The sequence below is a fragment of the Sporosarcina aquimarina genome, from assembly GCF_019748715.1.
GTDB lineage: Bacteria > Bacillota > Bacilli > Bacillales_A > Planococcaceae > Sporosarcina > Sporosarcina newyorkensis.
The window spans coordinates 92,280-106,764 of record NZ_JACLBZ010000010.1; the positions used below are offsets into that span (position 1 = coordinate 92,280).

The following is a 14,485-nucleotide window of genomic DNA, read 5'->3' on the forward strand; positions in this document are numbered from 1 at the left end:
AAAGGATGGTTTATTGGTACCTATCTGGTTGATTGGTTTTCTATCAACAGTTGCTGGTGTTAATGTAGGCGGTGTTATTGTAGCGTTAATTAATAGATTTCAGAGAAGTGTGGGTGCAATTTATGCTGTGTGTGTGGGATTATTGCTATCCTTACTTAGTGTGGAAATCACGCCGGAAGCCATAGTGCTAGGAAATTTTCTCGTTTTTGTATTTGGTTTCTTAGTAGGTGTACTTCTGTTTGAGATCATTCATCTAGCGTTTTATCGGAATAGGGTACATTCAAAGAAGAATGATCACCGTCAAAGTCTTCGTATGGGTGTATTTTTGGTGTTGATCCTTTCAATGCATAATTTGCCGATGGGTATGGTTTTGGCAACTAGTGAGCATTTTCCCTTTGGTCTAGCGTTGTTGCAGGCATTAATTTTGCATAATATTCCTGAAGGTATGATATTATTTACACCTTTGTTTGTTGCAGGGGTGCGACTTTATAAGTTGTTTCTTCTATCTGTTTTCATTGCAGCCCCTGTTGCGTTAGGGGCATTCATCGGCAATTGGATGGGCATGCAAAGCAATTTACTGGCAGCTTTTTTATTAAGTGTAACGGTCGGCTCGATCTATATGGTGACGATGAAGGAAATTCTGCCTGCTTCTATTAAGCATTCCTCCAATATGTATAGTGCGGTCATTGTCTGTATTGCGTTTGGCTTACTCACTGCCTATCTTCTATTTTTACACTAGATGTGCTCACATCTAATCAAAAAAACCTGGCGAAGTTCCGCCAGGTTTTCTTCAAGTACAACGAAAAGTATCTACATGTTTCAAATCCATTCCATAATATTCCCATCGATAATGACGCGGGTCCCAGCGATAGCCGGCGATCGAGGTTCTGCCGACAAAGGTTGGATAATACCAGAATCCTTTGTTTCTAGAAGTCCAAATGTACGTGTAGCGGTATAGACATCCTGCTATGCCGCCCGGGTCGACTGCACGTAATTGTGCGTCGGGATAGTTCGGTGTCTGGCTCGGCGGTGGTGATGTTGGTGGACCTTGTTGATTTTGACCACCGTGTTGCCCGTGCTGTCCAGGAAAACCTGGATAATTAGGTTGGGAAGGATATCCAGGAAAAGCGGGTTGATTTGGAAATCCATGTTGTTGACCGGGATAACCAGGTTGCCAAGGCGGATACGACTGTCCGGGAGGTGGATAACCTGGTACACCTCCACCGGGATAACCGCCACCTGGCCATCCTTGTTGATGAGGTGGAAATTGTGAGGGACGATTCGTATGATGATATGCTTCATATTGCTGACCTGGATACCCTTCAGGCAATTGCGGATACCACATATGTCCATCTGACTGATTCAAAACATCACTCCTTCTTTTTTAAAACACTGCCAAACATTTCGTTGTATCTTCTTCACGTACATCGGAATGAATCGATGCGTTGTAAATCGATCCCGAAGAATTCCCAGCGCCTTCTGCGTGAGTCCCAACGGAAGCCTGCGACAGATGTTCTGCCGACGAAGGTTGGATAGAACCAGAACCCTCTAAATCTCGAAGTCCAAACATAGGTGAATCGGAACAGACAGCCTGAGATGGCTCCTGGATCTACTGCAAATAATTGAACGTCTGGATAACTGGGTATTTGGTTTGGCGGTGGTGTGGTGGGTGCCGTTGCCTGGCCTCCTTGTCCGGGCGGTCCAGGTTGATTTGGAAAACTTGGCTGTCCCGGAAATCCCGGTTGAGATGGAAACCCTGGAAAGCTCGGGAAATTTGGCTGTCCTGGGAATCCAGGTTGCCAAGGCGGAAATGACGGACCAAAAGGCGGAGAATTCCATCCCGGGAACCCGGTAAAGCTATTGCCAGACCAATTTTGCTGCGGATACCACATATATTCATCTTGTGGATTCAAAACATCACTCCTTTTCTGCTCGCTCTATCATATGCAACAATCGGGGCTTTTGACTTTCTCTTTATTAACAAACGTGCTGTGATAGACTAGAGGAAAGGAAGTGGACAAGAATGAATGAAACAAAACCTCATATTTTACTGATCGACGGAATGGCTTTGTTGTTTCGTTCGTTTTTTGCGACGGCACATAGCGGCCAATTTTTTCGCAATGCGAATGATATTCCAACAAACGGAGTACAAGGATTTGCACGCCATACAATGAGCGCGATTTCGATATTTCAGCCGACACATATGGCGGTTTGCTGGGATATGGGAGCAAAAACTTTTCGTAATGAACTATTTGCGGATTATAAAGCGCATCGACCAGCACCGGCGCCTGAGTTGGTTCCCCAATTTGATATGGCAAGGGAAGTATCGGAAACGTTAGGATGGAAAAATTACGGCATTCCGAATATGGAAGCGGATGATTTAATCGGGTCGATGATTAAAACGTGGAAAAATGAGGCGAAACTGACAATCGTTTCGGGAGATAAGGATTTATTGCAGTTATTGGGACCTGATGTGTCCATCGCGTTCACGAAAAAGGGATATACGCAGTATGATGAATACAATGAAGCGCGTTTTATAGAAGAGTATGGGATTACTCCAGCTCAGTTTATTGATATGAAAGCATTTACTGGGGATTCGAGTGATGGTTATCCAGGAGTGAAGGGGATTGGCCCGAAGACTGCATTGAAGTTAATTCAGCAATATGGGTCTGTAGACGGGGTGCTCGCCGCGCGGGAAGAATTGACTGCAGGGGTGCGAAAGAAGATCGATGCGGATGGAGAGATGCTCATGCTTTCAAGAGAGCTGGCAACGATCCATTGTGAATTGACGCTGGACGATCCACTCGAGCAATTGATCATACCGGAATTTACGGAAGACCGAGCGAGACTGATGAATCAGCAAGGTTATTCATTGATTGCACGGCAAGGGCTTTCCGTTTCACCGTTTTGACGGTTCGATTTTGACAAAAGTCAGGATTTTTTTATTCGGCTCATAAGGGATGGTTTGAACGATGCTCGGTCGATTTCTGCCTCCGTTGTCATGGACGAGCAGATGCAAGATACCTTCTATATAGTCATAGCCGACTAGTACAACCCAATGATAGTCATATGAAAAACGACCTCGCCATTTTAATCGGAACCATTTATCGAACTTCAATGCGACAGGACGGCCTTCTTCAAGTTGATGCATCGCTTCTTTCACATCACACACTTTTACGTGCCAGTCTGGACCAAGCATTCGATCAAGGTTTCGGATGAAACGCCATGTGGGCAACCCGATTTTTGTTCCGCCGAGTTGACGATACAATTCGTTGATGTCAGGAAGTTGACGGGAAGGAAAAAGATGCCGCAATAACACGAAGGCTGTGACAGGACCGCAAGCGGAAGCGCGATAGGGCGGTTTAATATCTATGTCGTGTTGGGATTTACCTTGTACTTCAATAAATTTAGACAAAATGATCGCCTCCTATAGGCAGAAACAGCGCTGACAGAAGTCAGCGCTGTTTATCATTAAATTTTCACTTCATCAAGAAATTCAGTTACTTGTTGAGGTGATTTTGCATTTGCACTGTGTAAATGTGCGTGCTTTTCTCCGTCTTTGAAAATCAATAAACTGGGGATGCCCATCACTTCATATTTTTCTGCGATTTCTGGTAACACATCACGGTCTGCTTCATACCATGTGTATGTATCATATTTTTCTACGATTGGATCAATGAACATATCCATCCGTTTACAGTCCGGGCACCAATCTGCTTCAAATTTTACAAGGACCGGATTGTCACTAGCTATAATGTTATTGAATTCTTCTGTCGATTTTATTTCTTTCATGTATGCTCGCCTCCATTCATATGATAGTGTACAATGTTTTGAAGTAGTTGGGTATTTTATTGCTTCTTTCAATACATTTTAAAAAGTCTGATTAAATACGATTTAAATATTGCGAAATAGTTTCAAATGATTTACACTAGTATTTATAAGCAACGCGTATTTTTTTTACGCTATAAATGAATGAGTGTTCATTCAAAGATAAAGGGAGGATTGCACGTGACTTATCAAATTAGAAAAGCGGCAGTTTTGGGATCTGGTGTTATGGGTTCTGGTATTGCAGCACATTTAGCCAATATTGGGATTCCTGTTCTTTTGCTGGATATCGTACCACCGAAATTGGGTGCCGATGACGAAGCGAAAGGTTTAACGTACGAAGATCCGAAATTCCGTAATAAGTTTGCAGCTACGGCATTGGACAAATTGTTGAAACAAAAACCAGCTCCTCTGACAACAAAGAGAAATCTATCATTAATTACTCCAGGGAACTTTGAGGACGACTTGGAACGACTGCAAGAAGTAGATTGGGTTATTGAAGTAGTCGTTGAAAACTTGGATATTAAAAAGAGTTTATATGAAAAGATCGAAAAAGTAAGAAAGCCAGGCACGATCATTTCTTCTAATACATCGGGGATTAGCATTGAAGCAATGGCAGAAGGACGTTCGGAAGATTTCCAAAAGCACTTCCTTGGTACACATTTCTTTAATCCACCAAGATACTTAAAATTACTAGAGATTATTCCAACGCAAACTACAGCGCCTGAAGTTGTAGATTTCATGACGACATTCGGTGAAAATCGTCTCGGTAAAGGCGTAGTTATTGCAAAAGACACTCCGAACTTCATTGGGAACCGCATTGGGACCTACGGTTTGCAAGTGACATTGCATGAAATGCTGGAACGCGGTTATTCGATCGGTGAGATTGATTCTGTTACGGGGGCATTGATTGGACGCCCGAAATCGGCAACATTCCGTACATTGGACGTAGTTGGACTAGACACATACGCGCATGTTGCGAAAAATGTCTATGATCAAACGACAGGTGAAGAACAACGAATTTTTGAACTGCCCGACGTTGTTACGAAAATGGTCGAAAATGGTTGGATCGGTGCAAAAGCGAAACAAGGTTTCTATGTAAAAGAGGGTCGCGAAATTTTAGAACTGGATCTCAAAACCTTCGAATATGTACCTACGCAGAAAATGAAAGCGTCTTCAATTGAAATGGCGAAACAGCAAAAAGGGCTTGCCAATAAAGTGAAGACATTGATCTACGCAAAAGACCGTGCAGGTGAAATTTTGTGGCACACATTGACACCTGCGATGCTGTATGCCGCTGAACTTCATGGTGAAATCGCAGACGACATTGTAGCGATTGATAATGCGATGAAGTGGGGCTTCGGCTGGTCACAAGGTCCATTTGAAATTTGGGATGCAATCGGTGTCCGTAAATCCGTAGAACTGTTGAAAGAACAGGGGAAAGAGATTCCTACTTTTGTTCAGTCATTACTAGACAAAGGCTATGAAACTTTCTATAAGGAAGAAGACGGAGATCTCTACTATTTCGATGGCGCAGAGTACACACCAGTTCAAATGAATGAAAAGGCGATTGACTTGAAGCGCTATAAAAAGAAACATGGTGTCATCAAGAAGAACTCAGGCGCTAGCTTGATAGACTTGGGGGACGGGGTGGCATTGTTAGAGTTTCACTCCCAATCCAATGCAATCGGACTGGATATCATTCAGATGATCAACTTCGCGGTGGATGAAGTGGAGAAGAGCTACAAGGGACTTGTTATCGGAAATCAGGGGAAAAACTTCTGTGTCGGTGCAAACCTCGGGATGATTTTGATGGAAGCACAAGATGACAATATCTTTGAACTCGATTTCGTTATTCGTTCATTCCAGAACGCAATGATGAAAATTAAATACAGCGGTAAGCCGGTCGTGGCAGCGCCTTTCCAAATGACGCTAGGCGGCGGTGCAGAAGTTTGTTTACCAGCAGCTCATATCCAAGCTTCTATGGAAACATATATGGGGCTTGTGGAAGTCGGAGTCGGTTTGATTCCTGGCGGCGGCGGAAACGTCAACCTATATCAGAAGCATCTGAAAGGGTTGCCGAATGGTGTGCCAATTGATTACCAAAATATTGCCAATAAAGTATTTGAATCCATTGCGATGGCGAAAGTTTCAACGTCTGCTGATGAAGCGCGTGAAAACAACTTCTTGGACTTTGCGGACGGAGTGAGCGTCAATGCGGATCATCAGATTTACGATGCCAAGCAAGCGGCACTTTCATTGTATGAGGCAGGCTATGTGCCACCGAAAAAGACGCAAGTTCCCGTCACGGGCGACTCAGGCTACGCGACATTGCTGTTAGCTGCGGAAGGAATGTATCTATCGGGTTTCATTAGCGACCATGACTTGAAGATTGCCAAGAAGCTGGCATATGTTATTTCGGGCGGCAAGGTTCCATTCGGTACGCGTGTGGATGAGCAGTATTTATTGGATCTCGAGCGCGAAGCATTTTTGAGTTTGGTGGCAGAGCCGAAATCACAGCAGCGTATGCAGCATATGCTTGTGAAGGGCAAACCGTTACGTAACTGATGAGGAAGAGGATAAAGGAGGAAACAGAATGCGCGAAGCAGTAATTGTAGCCGGTGCTCGAACACCGATTGGTAAAGCTGGAAGAGGTTCTTTGGCAACTGTCCGTCCGGATGATCTCGGGGCGTTGACGATAAAGGAAACATTGAAGCGTGCAGGAGGATACGACGGGCCGATTGATGACTTGATCATGGGCTGTGCGATGCCTGAAGCAGAACAAGGAATGAACATAGCGCGTAATATCGGCGCACTTGCAGGGTTGCCAGATACGACACCTGCTGTGACGGTTAACCGTTTCTGTTCATCAGGCCTGCAGTCGATCGCTTATGCAGCGGAACGAATTATGCTTGGTCATTCGGAAGCGATTCTCGCAGGCGGCGTAGAGTCGATGAGTATGGTACCGATGATGGGCAATACGATTCGCCCGAACTTCAAATTAGCAGAAGAAGCGCCGGAGTATTATATGGGAATGGGCCACACAGCGGAACAAGTGGCGCAGAAATACGGTATTTCACGTGAAGATCAAGATGCTTTCGCAGTGGAATCACATAAGCGTGCAGAAGCAGCGATTAAAGAGGGCAAGTTTGTCGATGAAATTGTACCAGTCGAAGTGGTCAAACGTTTTGTTGATGCTGAAGGGAATTATCAGGAAAAGCACGTATTGTTCGAAATGGACGAAGGGGTACGTCCAGGAACGACAACGGAAGTACTAGGCAAGTTGCGTCCAGCATTTAATGCGAAAGGTTCTGTTACAGCGGGGAATGCTTCTCAGACATCTGACGGAGCAGCGACTGTCCTGTTAATGGATTCCGAAGTTGCGGAGCAGCGCGGATTGAAACCGCTAGCAAAATTCCGTTCATTTGCGGTAGGCGGTGTCCCACCTGAAATCATGGGAATCGGGCCGATTGAAGCGGTTCCGAAAGCATTGAAGATTGCGGGTCTGTCTGTTGAAGATATCGATCTTTGGGAATTGAATGAAGCATTCGCATCCCAATCACTCGCGGTCATTCGCCATCTTGGGCTCGATACGAACAAAGTGAATGTCAATGGGGGAGCTATCGCTACGGGTCACCCGCTAGGTGCAACGGGCACGGTGTTGACTTTGAAATTAATCAATGAATTGAAGCGTCAAGGCAAACAGTACGGTGTCGTCACGATGTGTATCGGTGGCGGAATGGGTGCTGCAGGGGTATTTGAAGTTTTATAAACAAAAAAATGGGAGAAACAGGGGGAATATATATGACAAAAGCTATGGAGGGAATTAATATGACAGAATTCGTTAAAGGTGGAGCGTTTTTAACAGAGGACCTGAGTGCAGAACGCGTATTTACACCGGAAGATTTTACAGATGAGCAAAAGATGATTGCAAAGACAACGGAAGAGTACGTTAAAAATGATGTAGCTCCTTTAATTGATAATCTGGAAAATCACGAGTTCGAACATTCTGTGAAACTATTGAAAAAAGCCGGAGACCTTGGACTGCTTGCAGCGGACATCCCAGAAGAGTACGAAGGGTTAGGTTTGGATAAGATTTCATCTGCATTGATCGCTGAAAAAATGTCATTAGCAGGCGGTTTCTCTATCACACACGGCGCTCACGTAGGAATCGGTACATTGCCGATCGTTTTATTCGGTAATGAAGAGCAAAAAAAGAAGTACTTACCAAACTCTGCAACTGGTGCTAAGATTTCCGCATACGCCTTAACAGAGCCAAGCTCAGGATCGGATGCCCTTGGAGCGAAAACAACTGCAAAATTAAACGCAGCGGGTACGCACTACGTCTTAAACGGTGAGAAACAATGGATCACGAACTCTGCATTTGCTGACGTATTCGTTGTATACGCTAAAGTGGATGGCGACAAATTCACAGCATTCATCGTAGAGAAGGAATTCCCAGGCGTTTCAGTAGGTCCGGAAGAGAAAAAAATGGGTATCAAATCATCTTCAACTCGTACGCTAATTTTGGAAGATGCAGAAGTGCCTGTAGAGAACTTGCTGGGTGAAATTGGCAGAGGTCATATTATTGCATTCAACATCTTGAACATTGGTCGTTATAAATTGGGAGTAGGAACAATCGGAGGTTCGAAACGTTCCCTTCAGTTGGCTATTGAGTATGCGAACCAACGTAAACAGTTCAACACACCAATTTCTTCATTTAACTTGACGAAAGAGAAGTTTGGTACGATGGCTTCTATGCTTTATGCAACAGAAAGCTTGATCTACCGTACAGTAGGTTACTTTGAAGAGCGCAATGCTGCAATGAGCCTGGAAGAGCAAAAGGACGGTAAAGCAGTGGCGGCTTCGATTGCAGAGTATGCGATTGAATGTTCCATCAACAAAGTCGTTGGTTCTGAAGTACTTGATTATATCGTGGATGAGGCAGTTCAGCTGCACGGCGGCTACGGCTTCATGCAGGAATATGAAGTAGAACGTATTTACCGCGACTCCCGTATTAACCGTATTTTTGAAGGAACAAATGAAATCAACCGGATGATCGTACCGGGTACGTTCATTAAGAAAGCAATGAAAGGCGAATTGCCATTATTGCAACAAGCACAAGGACTGCAAGAAGAGCTGCTCATGATGATGCCTGAAGAAGTGGGCGACGAAGCGTTGGCTCAAGAGAAAATGCTTGTGAAAAATGCGAAGAAAATCGGTATTTTAGTGGCAGGACTTGCAGCGCAGCGCTTTGGCACAAAGCTTGAGCAAGAGCAGGAAATCCTTGTGAACATCGCGGACATTGCGAATGATCTCTTCGGGATGGAATCTGCCCTGTTACGGACGGAGAAAGCGATTAATAAAAACGGTGAAGAAAAAGAAAACCAAAAATTACTTTACACACAAATCTTCTGTCAGGAAGCGTTCGCACGCATCGAAGCAGCAGCGAAGGAGACACTACTTGCAGCTGTGGAAGGCGACAACCAACGTATGATGCTGTCTGCATTACGTAAGCTGACACGTAATAATCCGTATAACTTGATTGCGAAGAAACGTGAAGCTGCTGAGAGATTAATCGAGGCAGAGAAGTATATCGTTTGATAGTTGAACGATGAAAGAGCCCTGTCCGGAAATGATCTTCCGGGCAGCTTTTTCAATTTATCGCCGAAATAGTTTTCCGACGATCATAAACGAATCGCAGGCGCTCATAAATTCTGGCTGTCTATCATACAAAGTGTTCGGCCGCTCATACACAGCCTTCATGCGCTCATAACATCACTGAACTTGATCATAAAGCTAATCAAAGCGCTCATAGAGTGATTAAATCCAGGGTAGATCAAACTCTGTTCTCTGCTCAACGCCTCCTGTCAGTTCATGATTTATCGGAAAACCTTTTTGCAATGGGCGAGGACCAAGCAATTCAAACATCTTTTTGCTATACTGACCAAAAAGGGGGCACAAAAATGACAGTTACATATTATGGCTATCCGAAATGCGGAACGTGCCGCAAAGCAAAGAAATGGTTGGAGAATGAAGAGATTTCATTTGAAGAAGTAAATATTGCTGAACAACCGCCAAGTGAAGAGGAACTGCGAATGATGATCGCAAACTCCGGATTGGAATTGAAAAAGTTCTTCAATACGAGTGGCATGAAGTACCGAGAGCTTCAATTGAAGGATAAACTGCCTAACATGACAGACGATGAAAAGGTTGTTTTACTCGCTTCAGATGGCATGCTGATCAAGCGTCCGATTGTTACAGATGGCCAGCGAGTGACGGTAGGTTTTAATGAAGCAATATTCGCAGAAACATGGCAAGGATGAACATAGAATCTTGTCTTTCATACGGATCTATGGCAAACTAAATAGAGATAAACTATTACAAATGTTGGGGGTTAAGACATGAGCACACCAAAAGATTTGCGTTATTCAGAAGAGCACGAATGGGTAAAAGAAGAAGACGGTAAATACCGTATCGGGATCACACATTTCGCACAGTCTGAACTAGGGGATATCGTATTCGTTGAGCTTCCGCAAGTTGGCGATGAAGTGAAATCAGACGAGCCTTTCGGTAGTGTTGAATCAGTGAAAACTGTTTCTGAATTGTATGCTCCATTGACTGGTAAAGTCGTAGCAGTAAACGAAGAGCTGGAAGATAGCCCCGAGCTTGTAAACGAGTCTCCGTATGAAGGCGCTTGGATGATCGTTGTTGAAGTTGCTGACAAAGCTGAGCTTGATGAATTAATGACAGCTGAACAGTATGAAAAAATGACAGCTGGGGAATAAAAAGTAAAAGCGCTGGGAACATTCCAGCGCTTTTTTACACTATGAGGAGGAACGTGGATGAATCCGAAAGTACTTATTGTGGAAGGCAGTACCGACCGCAACCGGCTAAGACCAATGCTTGCGGAGCCGGTAGATATCATTTGTACAAACGGCACGATCAGTTCCTATCATATTGAAGAACTTCTGGCGCCATACGAAGAGCAGGAACTTTTCATCTTTGTGGATGCGGATGTTTCAGGTGATACGATCCGCAAGTTGTTCAAGCAGCTCTATCCAGAAGCAAAACACTTATATACAGATCGACTGTACCGGGAAGTGGCGACAACGCCGATCAAAGTGTTAGCGGGCATTTTAGTCGCAGCTAATTTCAAGATACATTCCAACTATTTGGCAGGTGGGGCATATGGATAATTGGACGATTGAAGATTGGGAACGCGAACAGGCGGCGGAGCAATTGGCCGCTTTTTATTTATTTACTCCGATGTGCGGGACGTGTGCAGTTGCATCTAAAATGCTGACGGTGATTGAAACCCTGCGCCCAGAGCTGACAATTGGTAAAGCAGATTTAAACTACGTCGTGCAATTAGCGGAAGACTATAAGATCGAAAGTGTACCTTGCTTGCTTATTCATCGGTCCGGGCAACCGATGGAAAAGATTTATGCATTTCATTCCGTTCCTTATTTACTGGAAAAGCTGAGTTGACAATGGAAACGGAAGTATGGTATAAGTAGTACAATCAATTGAATATCAAGACTCTTATAAAGAGTGGTGGAGGGAAGTGCCCGATGAAGCCCGGCAACCGTCACATATGTGAAATGGTGCCAAGTCACTCAAAGCGAATTGCTTTGACAGATGAGAGAATGGAAACGTACATAACGATTCATACGTTCTGCCTTTCTGCTTATCTGCAGAAGGGTTTTTTTATGATCAAAAGCGGAAAGCGCCGTTAAGCCTCGACAGGCACTGGAGGGCTTTACGACAAGGTGAGTTCTTTGCACCTTTTCGTAAAGACTGAAGTGACCCGAGAGGCTGGCGATTGCAGCTGGATGTGATCAAAACGGAAAGCGCCGTTAAGCCTCGGCAGGCGTTGACGGACGGAAACGAGTATAATGGATTTATTGAAGGTGGTGCAGGAAATGATTCAACTAACAAACGTTCAAAAGACATTCCAATTGAGCGGTTCAGAAATTGTAGCAGTGGATGATGTAACATTCACGATTAAAGAAGGAGAAATTTTCGGCATCATTGGTTATAGTGGTGCCGGGAAAAGTACATTGATCCGGTTGTTGAATGGTTTGGAACAACCGACTTCAGGAAGCATTGTGATCAATGGGCAAGAAATGACGACGCTGAAGGGCGCGAAAATGCGAAATGCGCGTCAGAAGATCAGTATGATATTCCAGCATTTCAACTTGCTGTGGTCAAGAACTGTTGAAGAAAATATTGCGTTCCCTTTGGAAATTGCAGGCGTGAAGAAACCAGAACGTCAGCGCAAAGTGAAGGAACTGATTGATCTGGTCGGTTTGACAGGACGGGAGAAGGCGTATCCCGCGCAATTATCCGGTGGACAGAAGCAGCGTGTCGGTATTGCACGAGCGCTTGCTAATGACCCTGAAGTGTTGCTTTGTGACGAAGCGACTTCTGCACTGGATCCTGAAACGACCAACGCGATTTTGGATCTGTTGACGAATATCAATGAACGTCTCGGTTTGACGATCGTCTTGATTACACATGAAATGCACGTTATTCGTAAGATTTGCCATCGTGTAGCGGTCATGGAAGCAGGGAAAGTCGTAGAAATCGGCAGTGTCCTGGATGTCTTCCAATCCCCGCAAGCGGATATTACGAAGCGTTTTATATCTCAGGTGACGGATACAGGAGACACGGACGCAGCGGTGGCACATCTTCAACAAGAGACACCTCTTGGAAAACTCGTGAAATTGGCGTTTATCGGGGAACGTACGGAACAGCCGGTGCTTGCAGAGTTGATTCGAAAGTTTCCGGTCGATGTCAATATTGTTCAAGGAAATATCTCGACAACGCGTGACGGCGCATACGGTACACTCGTCTTGCAGCTTGTAGGTGACGTGGCGGTCATTGATGAAGCCATCGCCTACTTACATGCCAATGAAGTAAAGACGGAGGTGCTGGCAAATGATTGAACAGTGGTTTCCAAATGTTAATTGGGAGAAAATGTGGACGGCTACTGGAGAAACACTGTACATGTCAGCGTACTCTACCTTATTTACATTTGTGCTCGGCATCGGTCTTGGTCTGCTGTTGTTCCTGACAAGTCCGGGACAGTTGTGGGCGAATAAAATTACGAATGTCATCACAGGTGCTTTCGTTAATATCTTCCGTTCCGTGCCATTTATCATTTTAATTATTCTATTGCTTCCATTAACCAATTTATTGATCGGAACGATGCGCGGTCCTGATGCTGCGCTGCCGGCTTTGATTATTGGAGCTGCACCGTTTTACGGACGGATGGTACTTATCGCGTTACAGGAAATCGATAAGGGAGTCATTGAAGCCGCACGTTCGATGGGTGCGCGTACTTCTACGATCATCTTCAAAGTTCTGTTGCCTGAATCGATGCCCGCGCTCGTGTCAGGAATTACGGTTACTTCCATTGCACTTGTTGGCTATACTGCGATGGCAGGAGTAATCGGTGCGGGTGGACTCGGGACACTTGCCTATTTGGAAGGTTTCCAGCGTAACCGAGGAGACGTGACGTTGATGGCAACAATCTTAGTGCTCGTCATAGTATTTGTCATCCAATTTATCGGTGACTTCATCGTGAATCGTTTGGACATGAGGTAAAGGGATTGCCGGAGGCTTCCTTTTTGGGAGCCCCTGTTAACCATATAAAATTTATAATGGAAAGGGAGAAATGTGAATATGAAGAAGTTTTTATTCGGTCTATTCGCGGCAGCTTTAGTTTTAGCACTTGCAGCATGCGGAACAAAAGACGATAACAAGACAGGCGGCAATGCAGCAGATGGGGATGCTGATAAAGAAAAAGAAGAGAAAACGACACTGACAGTCGGTGCATCCAATACGCCGCATGCTGTGATCCTAGAAAAAGCAAAGCCTCTTTTAGAGGAAAAAGGCTATGAACTGAATATTGAAAGCTATACAGATTATGTACTTCCAAATAAAGATTTGGAGGAAGGAGTACTGGATGCAAACTACTTCCAGCACATTCCATACTTAGAAGGTCAAATTGCTGACTTCAATTATGATTTCGTCAATGCAGGTGCAATTCATATTGAGCCGATTGGAGTCTACTCTAAAAAGTACAAGACTCTGGAAGAACTTCCTGACGGTGCAACCATTCTGATCAGTAACTCTGTAGCGGATCATGGTCGTGTACTTGCAATGCTTGAAGAAAAAGGTTTGATCAAGCTGGCTGAAGACGTAGAAAAAGTTAAAGCTGAAGTGGAAGATATCGTTGAAAATCCTAAAAATCTAAACTTCGATGCAAACTATGAAGCAGCTTTAATGCCTCAGCTTTATAATAATGATGAAGGCGATGCTTTGTTGATCAACTCAAACTTTGCGATCGACGCTGGCTTGAATCCATTAGAAGATGCGATTGCTTTGGAAGATAAAGAATCTCCATACGTCAATATTGTTGCAACGAGAAATGGCGATGAAAACAGCGATGCGATTAAAGCGCTGATCGAAGTACTGACATCCCAAGAAATTCAAGACTTTATTTTGGAAGAATGGAAAGGCTCAGTTGTTCCTGTGAAGTAAGGTTGTGAAAGCCGATAGCGAGTGTAGCTATCGGCTTTTTTTGTACAAAAAAAACAAACAAACTCTTCTTTATTGATTCGAATTGTGGTAAAGTTATTTTGTTTCAGTA

The 14,485-nt window shown here is 44.3% G+C and carries 16 protein-coding genes and 1 riboswitch; of the genes, 12 read left to right on the forward strand and 4 right to left on the reverse strand.

Going from position 1 to position 14,485, the window contains the following annotated elements:
• The first annotated feature begins 13 nt into the window (after nt 1-13).
• A complete protein-coding gene (locus H7J92_RS05470) occupies nt 14-739 on the forward strand; it encodes a ZIP family metal transporter (protein WP_246602564.1) in 726 nt (241 codons plus the stop codon).
• Between the two features lie 51 nt (nt 740-790).
• On the opposite strand, the gene H7J92_RS05475 is transcribed toward H7J92_RS05470, so the two are convergent.
• Both H7J92_RS05475 and H7J92_RS18040 read right to left on the reverse strand, forming a co-directional pair.
• Nucleotides 791-1,366 carry a hypothetical protein gene (locus tag H7J92_RS05475; RefSeq protein ID WP_221835810.1) on the reverse strand — a complete coding sequence of 192 codons (576 nt, stop codon included), beginning with the start codon at nt 1,364-1,366 and terminating at the stop codon, nt 791-793.
• Between the two features lie 52 nt (nt 1,367-1,418).
• Nucleotides 1,419-1,913 carry a hypothetical protein gene (locus H7J92_RS18040; protein WP_009498156.1) on the reverse strand — a complete coding sequence of 165 codons (495 nt, stop codon included), beginning with the start codon at nt 1,911-1,913 and terminating at the stop codon, nt 1,419-1,421.
• A 110-nt stretch (nt 1,914-2,023) separates the two neighbouring features.
• Here H7J92_RS18040 and H7J92_RS05480 point away from each other — a divergent pair, with 110 nt between their 5' ends.
• The gene (locus H7J92_RS05480) at nt 2,024-2,911 is read left to right on the forward strand and encodes a 5'-3' exonuclease (RefSeq protein WP_009498155.1); all 888 of its coding nucleotides are present in this window, start codon (nt 2,024-2,026) and stop codon (nt 2,909-2,911) included.
• Here H7J92_RS05480 and H7J92_RS05485 read toward each other — a convergent pair.
• The gene (locus H7J92_RS05485) at nt 2,900-3,415 is read right to left on the reverse strand and encodes a C39 family peptidase (protein ID WP_009498154.1); all 516 of its coding nucleotides are present in this window, start codon (nt 3,413-3,415) and stop codon (nt 2,900-2,902) included. The genes H7J92_RS05480 and H7J92_RS05485 overlap by 12 nt on opposite strands.
• A 56-nt stretch (nt 3,416-3,471) precedes the next feature.
• The gene (locus H7J92_RS05490; RefSeq protein WP_009498153.1) at nt 3,472-3,792 is read right to left on the reverse strand and encodes a thioredoxin family protein; all 321 of its coding nucleotides are present in this window, start codon (nt 3,790-3,792) and stop codon (nt 3,472-3,474) included.
• A 216-nt stretch (nt 3,793-4,008) separates the two neighbouring features.
• Between H7J92_RS05490 and H7J92_RS05495 the strand changes: the two genes are divergently transcribed.
• The 10 genes from H7J92_RS05495 to H7J92_RS05540 all read left to right on the forward strand — a co-directional run bounded on the left by H7J92_RS05495 (nt 4,009) and on the right by H7J92_RS05540 (nt 14,376).
• Nucleotides 4,009-6,393, forward strand: coding sequence for a 3-hydroxyacyl-CoA dehydrogenase/enoyl-CoA hydratase family protein (locus H7J92_RS05495; RefSeq protein ID WP_221835812.1), 2,385 nt, complete (start codon nt 4,009-4,011; stop codon nt 6,391-6,393).
• Between the two features lie 28 nt (nt 6,394-6,421).
• Nucleotides 6,422-7,597, forward strand: coding sequence for an acetyl-CoA C-acetyltransferase (locus H7J92_RS05500; protein ID WP_009498151.1), 1,176 nt, complete (start codon nt 6,422-6,424; stop codon nt 7,595-7,597).
• A 32-nt stretch (nt 7,598-7,629) separates the two neighbouring features.
• On the forward strand, nt 7,630-9,429 hold the full coding sequence (locus H7J92_RS05505; RefSeq protein WP_281250668.1) for an acyl-CoA dehydrogenase family protein: 1,800 nt from the start codon (nt 7,630-7,632) through the stop codon (nt 9,427-9,429).
• A 362-nt stretch (nt 9,430-9,791) separates the two neighbouring features.
• Nucleotides 9,792-10,151, forward strand: a complete 360-nt coding sequence (locus tag H7J92_RS05510) for an arsenate reductase family protein (protein WP_221835814.1) — start codon at nt 9,792-9,794, stop codon at nt 10,149-10,151.
• Between the two features lie 78 nt (nt 10,152-10,229).
• Entirely contained in the window at nt 10,230-10,613 is a 384-nt protein-coding gene (gcvH, locus tag H7J92_RS05515) for a glycine cleavage system protein GcvH (RefSeq protein ID WP_009498148.1), read from the forward strand.
• Between the two features lie 57 nt (nt 10,614-10,670).
• A complete protein-coding gene (locus H7J92_RS05520) occupies nt 10,671-11,024 on the forward strand; it encodes a hypothetical protein (RefSeq protein ID WP_009498147.1) in 354 nt (117 codons plus the stop codon).
• On the forward strand, nt 11,017-11,316 hold the full coding sequence (locus H7J92_RS05525; RefSeq protein ID WP_078818020.1) for a thioredoxin family protein: 300 nt from the start codon (nt 11,017-11,019) through the stop codon (nt 11,314-11,316). The genes H7J92_RS05520 and H7J92_RS05525 overlap by 8 nt, the downstream gene beginning before the upstream one ends.
• A gap of 51 nt (nt 11,317-11,367) precedes the next feature.
• Nucleotides 11,368-11,473: riboswitch (SAM riboswitch) on the forward strand.
• A 277-nt stretch (nt 11,474-11,750) separates the two neighbouring features.
• Nucleotides 11,751-12,776, forward strand: a complete 1,026-nt coding sequence (locus H7J92_RS05530; protein WP_078818021.1) for a methionine ABC transporter ATP-binding protein — start codon at nt 11,751-11,753, stop codon at nt 12,774-12,776.
• Nucleotides 12,769-13,437, forward strand: coding sequence for a methionine ABC transporter permease (locus H7J92_RS05535; protein ID WP_221835815.1), 669 nt, complete (start codon nt 12,769-12,771; stop codon nt 13,435-13,437). Before H7J92_RS05530 ends, H7J92_RS05535 begins: the two co-directional genes overlap by 8 nt.
• A 78-nt stretch (nt 13,438-13,515) precedes the next feature.
• The gene (locus tag H7J92_RS05540; protein WP_221835817.1) at nt 13,516-14,376 is read left to right on the forward strand and encodes a MetQ/NlpA family ABC transporter substrate-binding protein; all 861 of its coding nucleotides are present in this window, start codon (nt 13,516-13,518) and stop codon (nt 14,374-14,376) included.
• Nucleotides 14,377-14,485: the final 109 nt, after the last annotated feature.

Excerpts from the sequence above, each read along its gene's own strand:
- H7J92_RS05480 (WP_009498155.1), top strand. The coding sequence starts at position 2,024 with ATGAATGAAACAAAACCTCATATTTTACTGATCGACGGAATGGCTTTG.
- H7J92_RS05490 (WP_009498153.1), bottom strand. The coding sequence starts at position 3,792 with ATGAAAGAAATAAAATCGACAGAAGAATTCAATAACATTATAGCTAGT.
- H7J92_RS05500 (WP_009498151.1), top strand. The coding sequence starts at position 6,422 with ATGCGCGAAGCAGTAATTGTAGCCGGTGCTCGAACACCGATTGGTAAA.
- H7J92_RS05505 (WP_281250668.1), top strand. The coding sequence starts at position 7,630 with ATGACAAAAGCTATGGAGGGAATTAATATGACAGAATTCGTTAAAGGT.
- H7J92_RS05510 (WP_221835814.1), top strand. The coding sequence starts at position 9,792 with ATGACAGTTACATATTATGGCTATCCGAAATGCGGAACGTGCCGCAAA.
- gcvH (WP_009498148.1), top strand. The coding sequence starts at position 10,230 with ATGAGCACACCAAAAGATTTGCGTTATTCAGAAGAGCACGAATGGGTA.
- H7J92_RS05520 (WP_009498147.1), top strand. The coding sequence starts at position 10,671 with ATGAATCCGAAAGTACTTATTGTGGAAGGCAGTACCGACCGCAACCGG.
- H7J92_RS05525 (WP_078818020.1), top strand. The coding sequence starts at position 11,017 with ATGGATAATTGGACGATTGAAGATTGGGAACGCGAACAGGCGGCGGAG.
- H7J92_RS05530 (WP_078818021.1), top strand. The coding sequence starts at position 11,751 with ATGATTCAACTAACAAACGTTCAAAAGACATTCCAATTGAGCGGTTCA.
- H7J92_RS05535 (WP_221835815.1), top strand. The coding sequence starts at position 12,769 with ATGATTGAACAGTGGTTTCCAAATGTTAATTGGGAGAAAATGTGGACG.
- H7J92_RS05540 (WP_221835817.1), top strand. The coding sequence starts at position 13,516 with ATGAAGAAGTTTTTATTCGGTCTATTCGCGGCAGCTTTAGTTTTAGCA.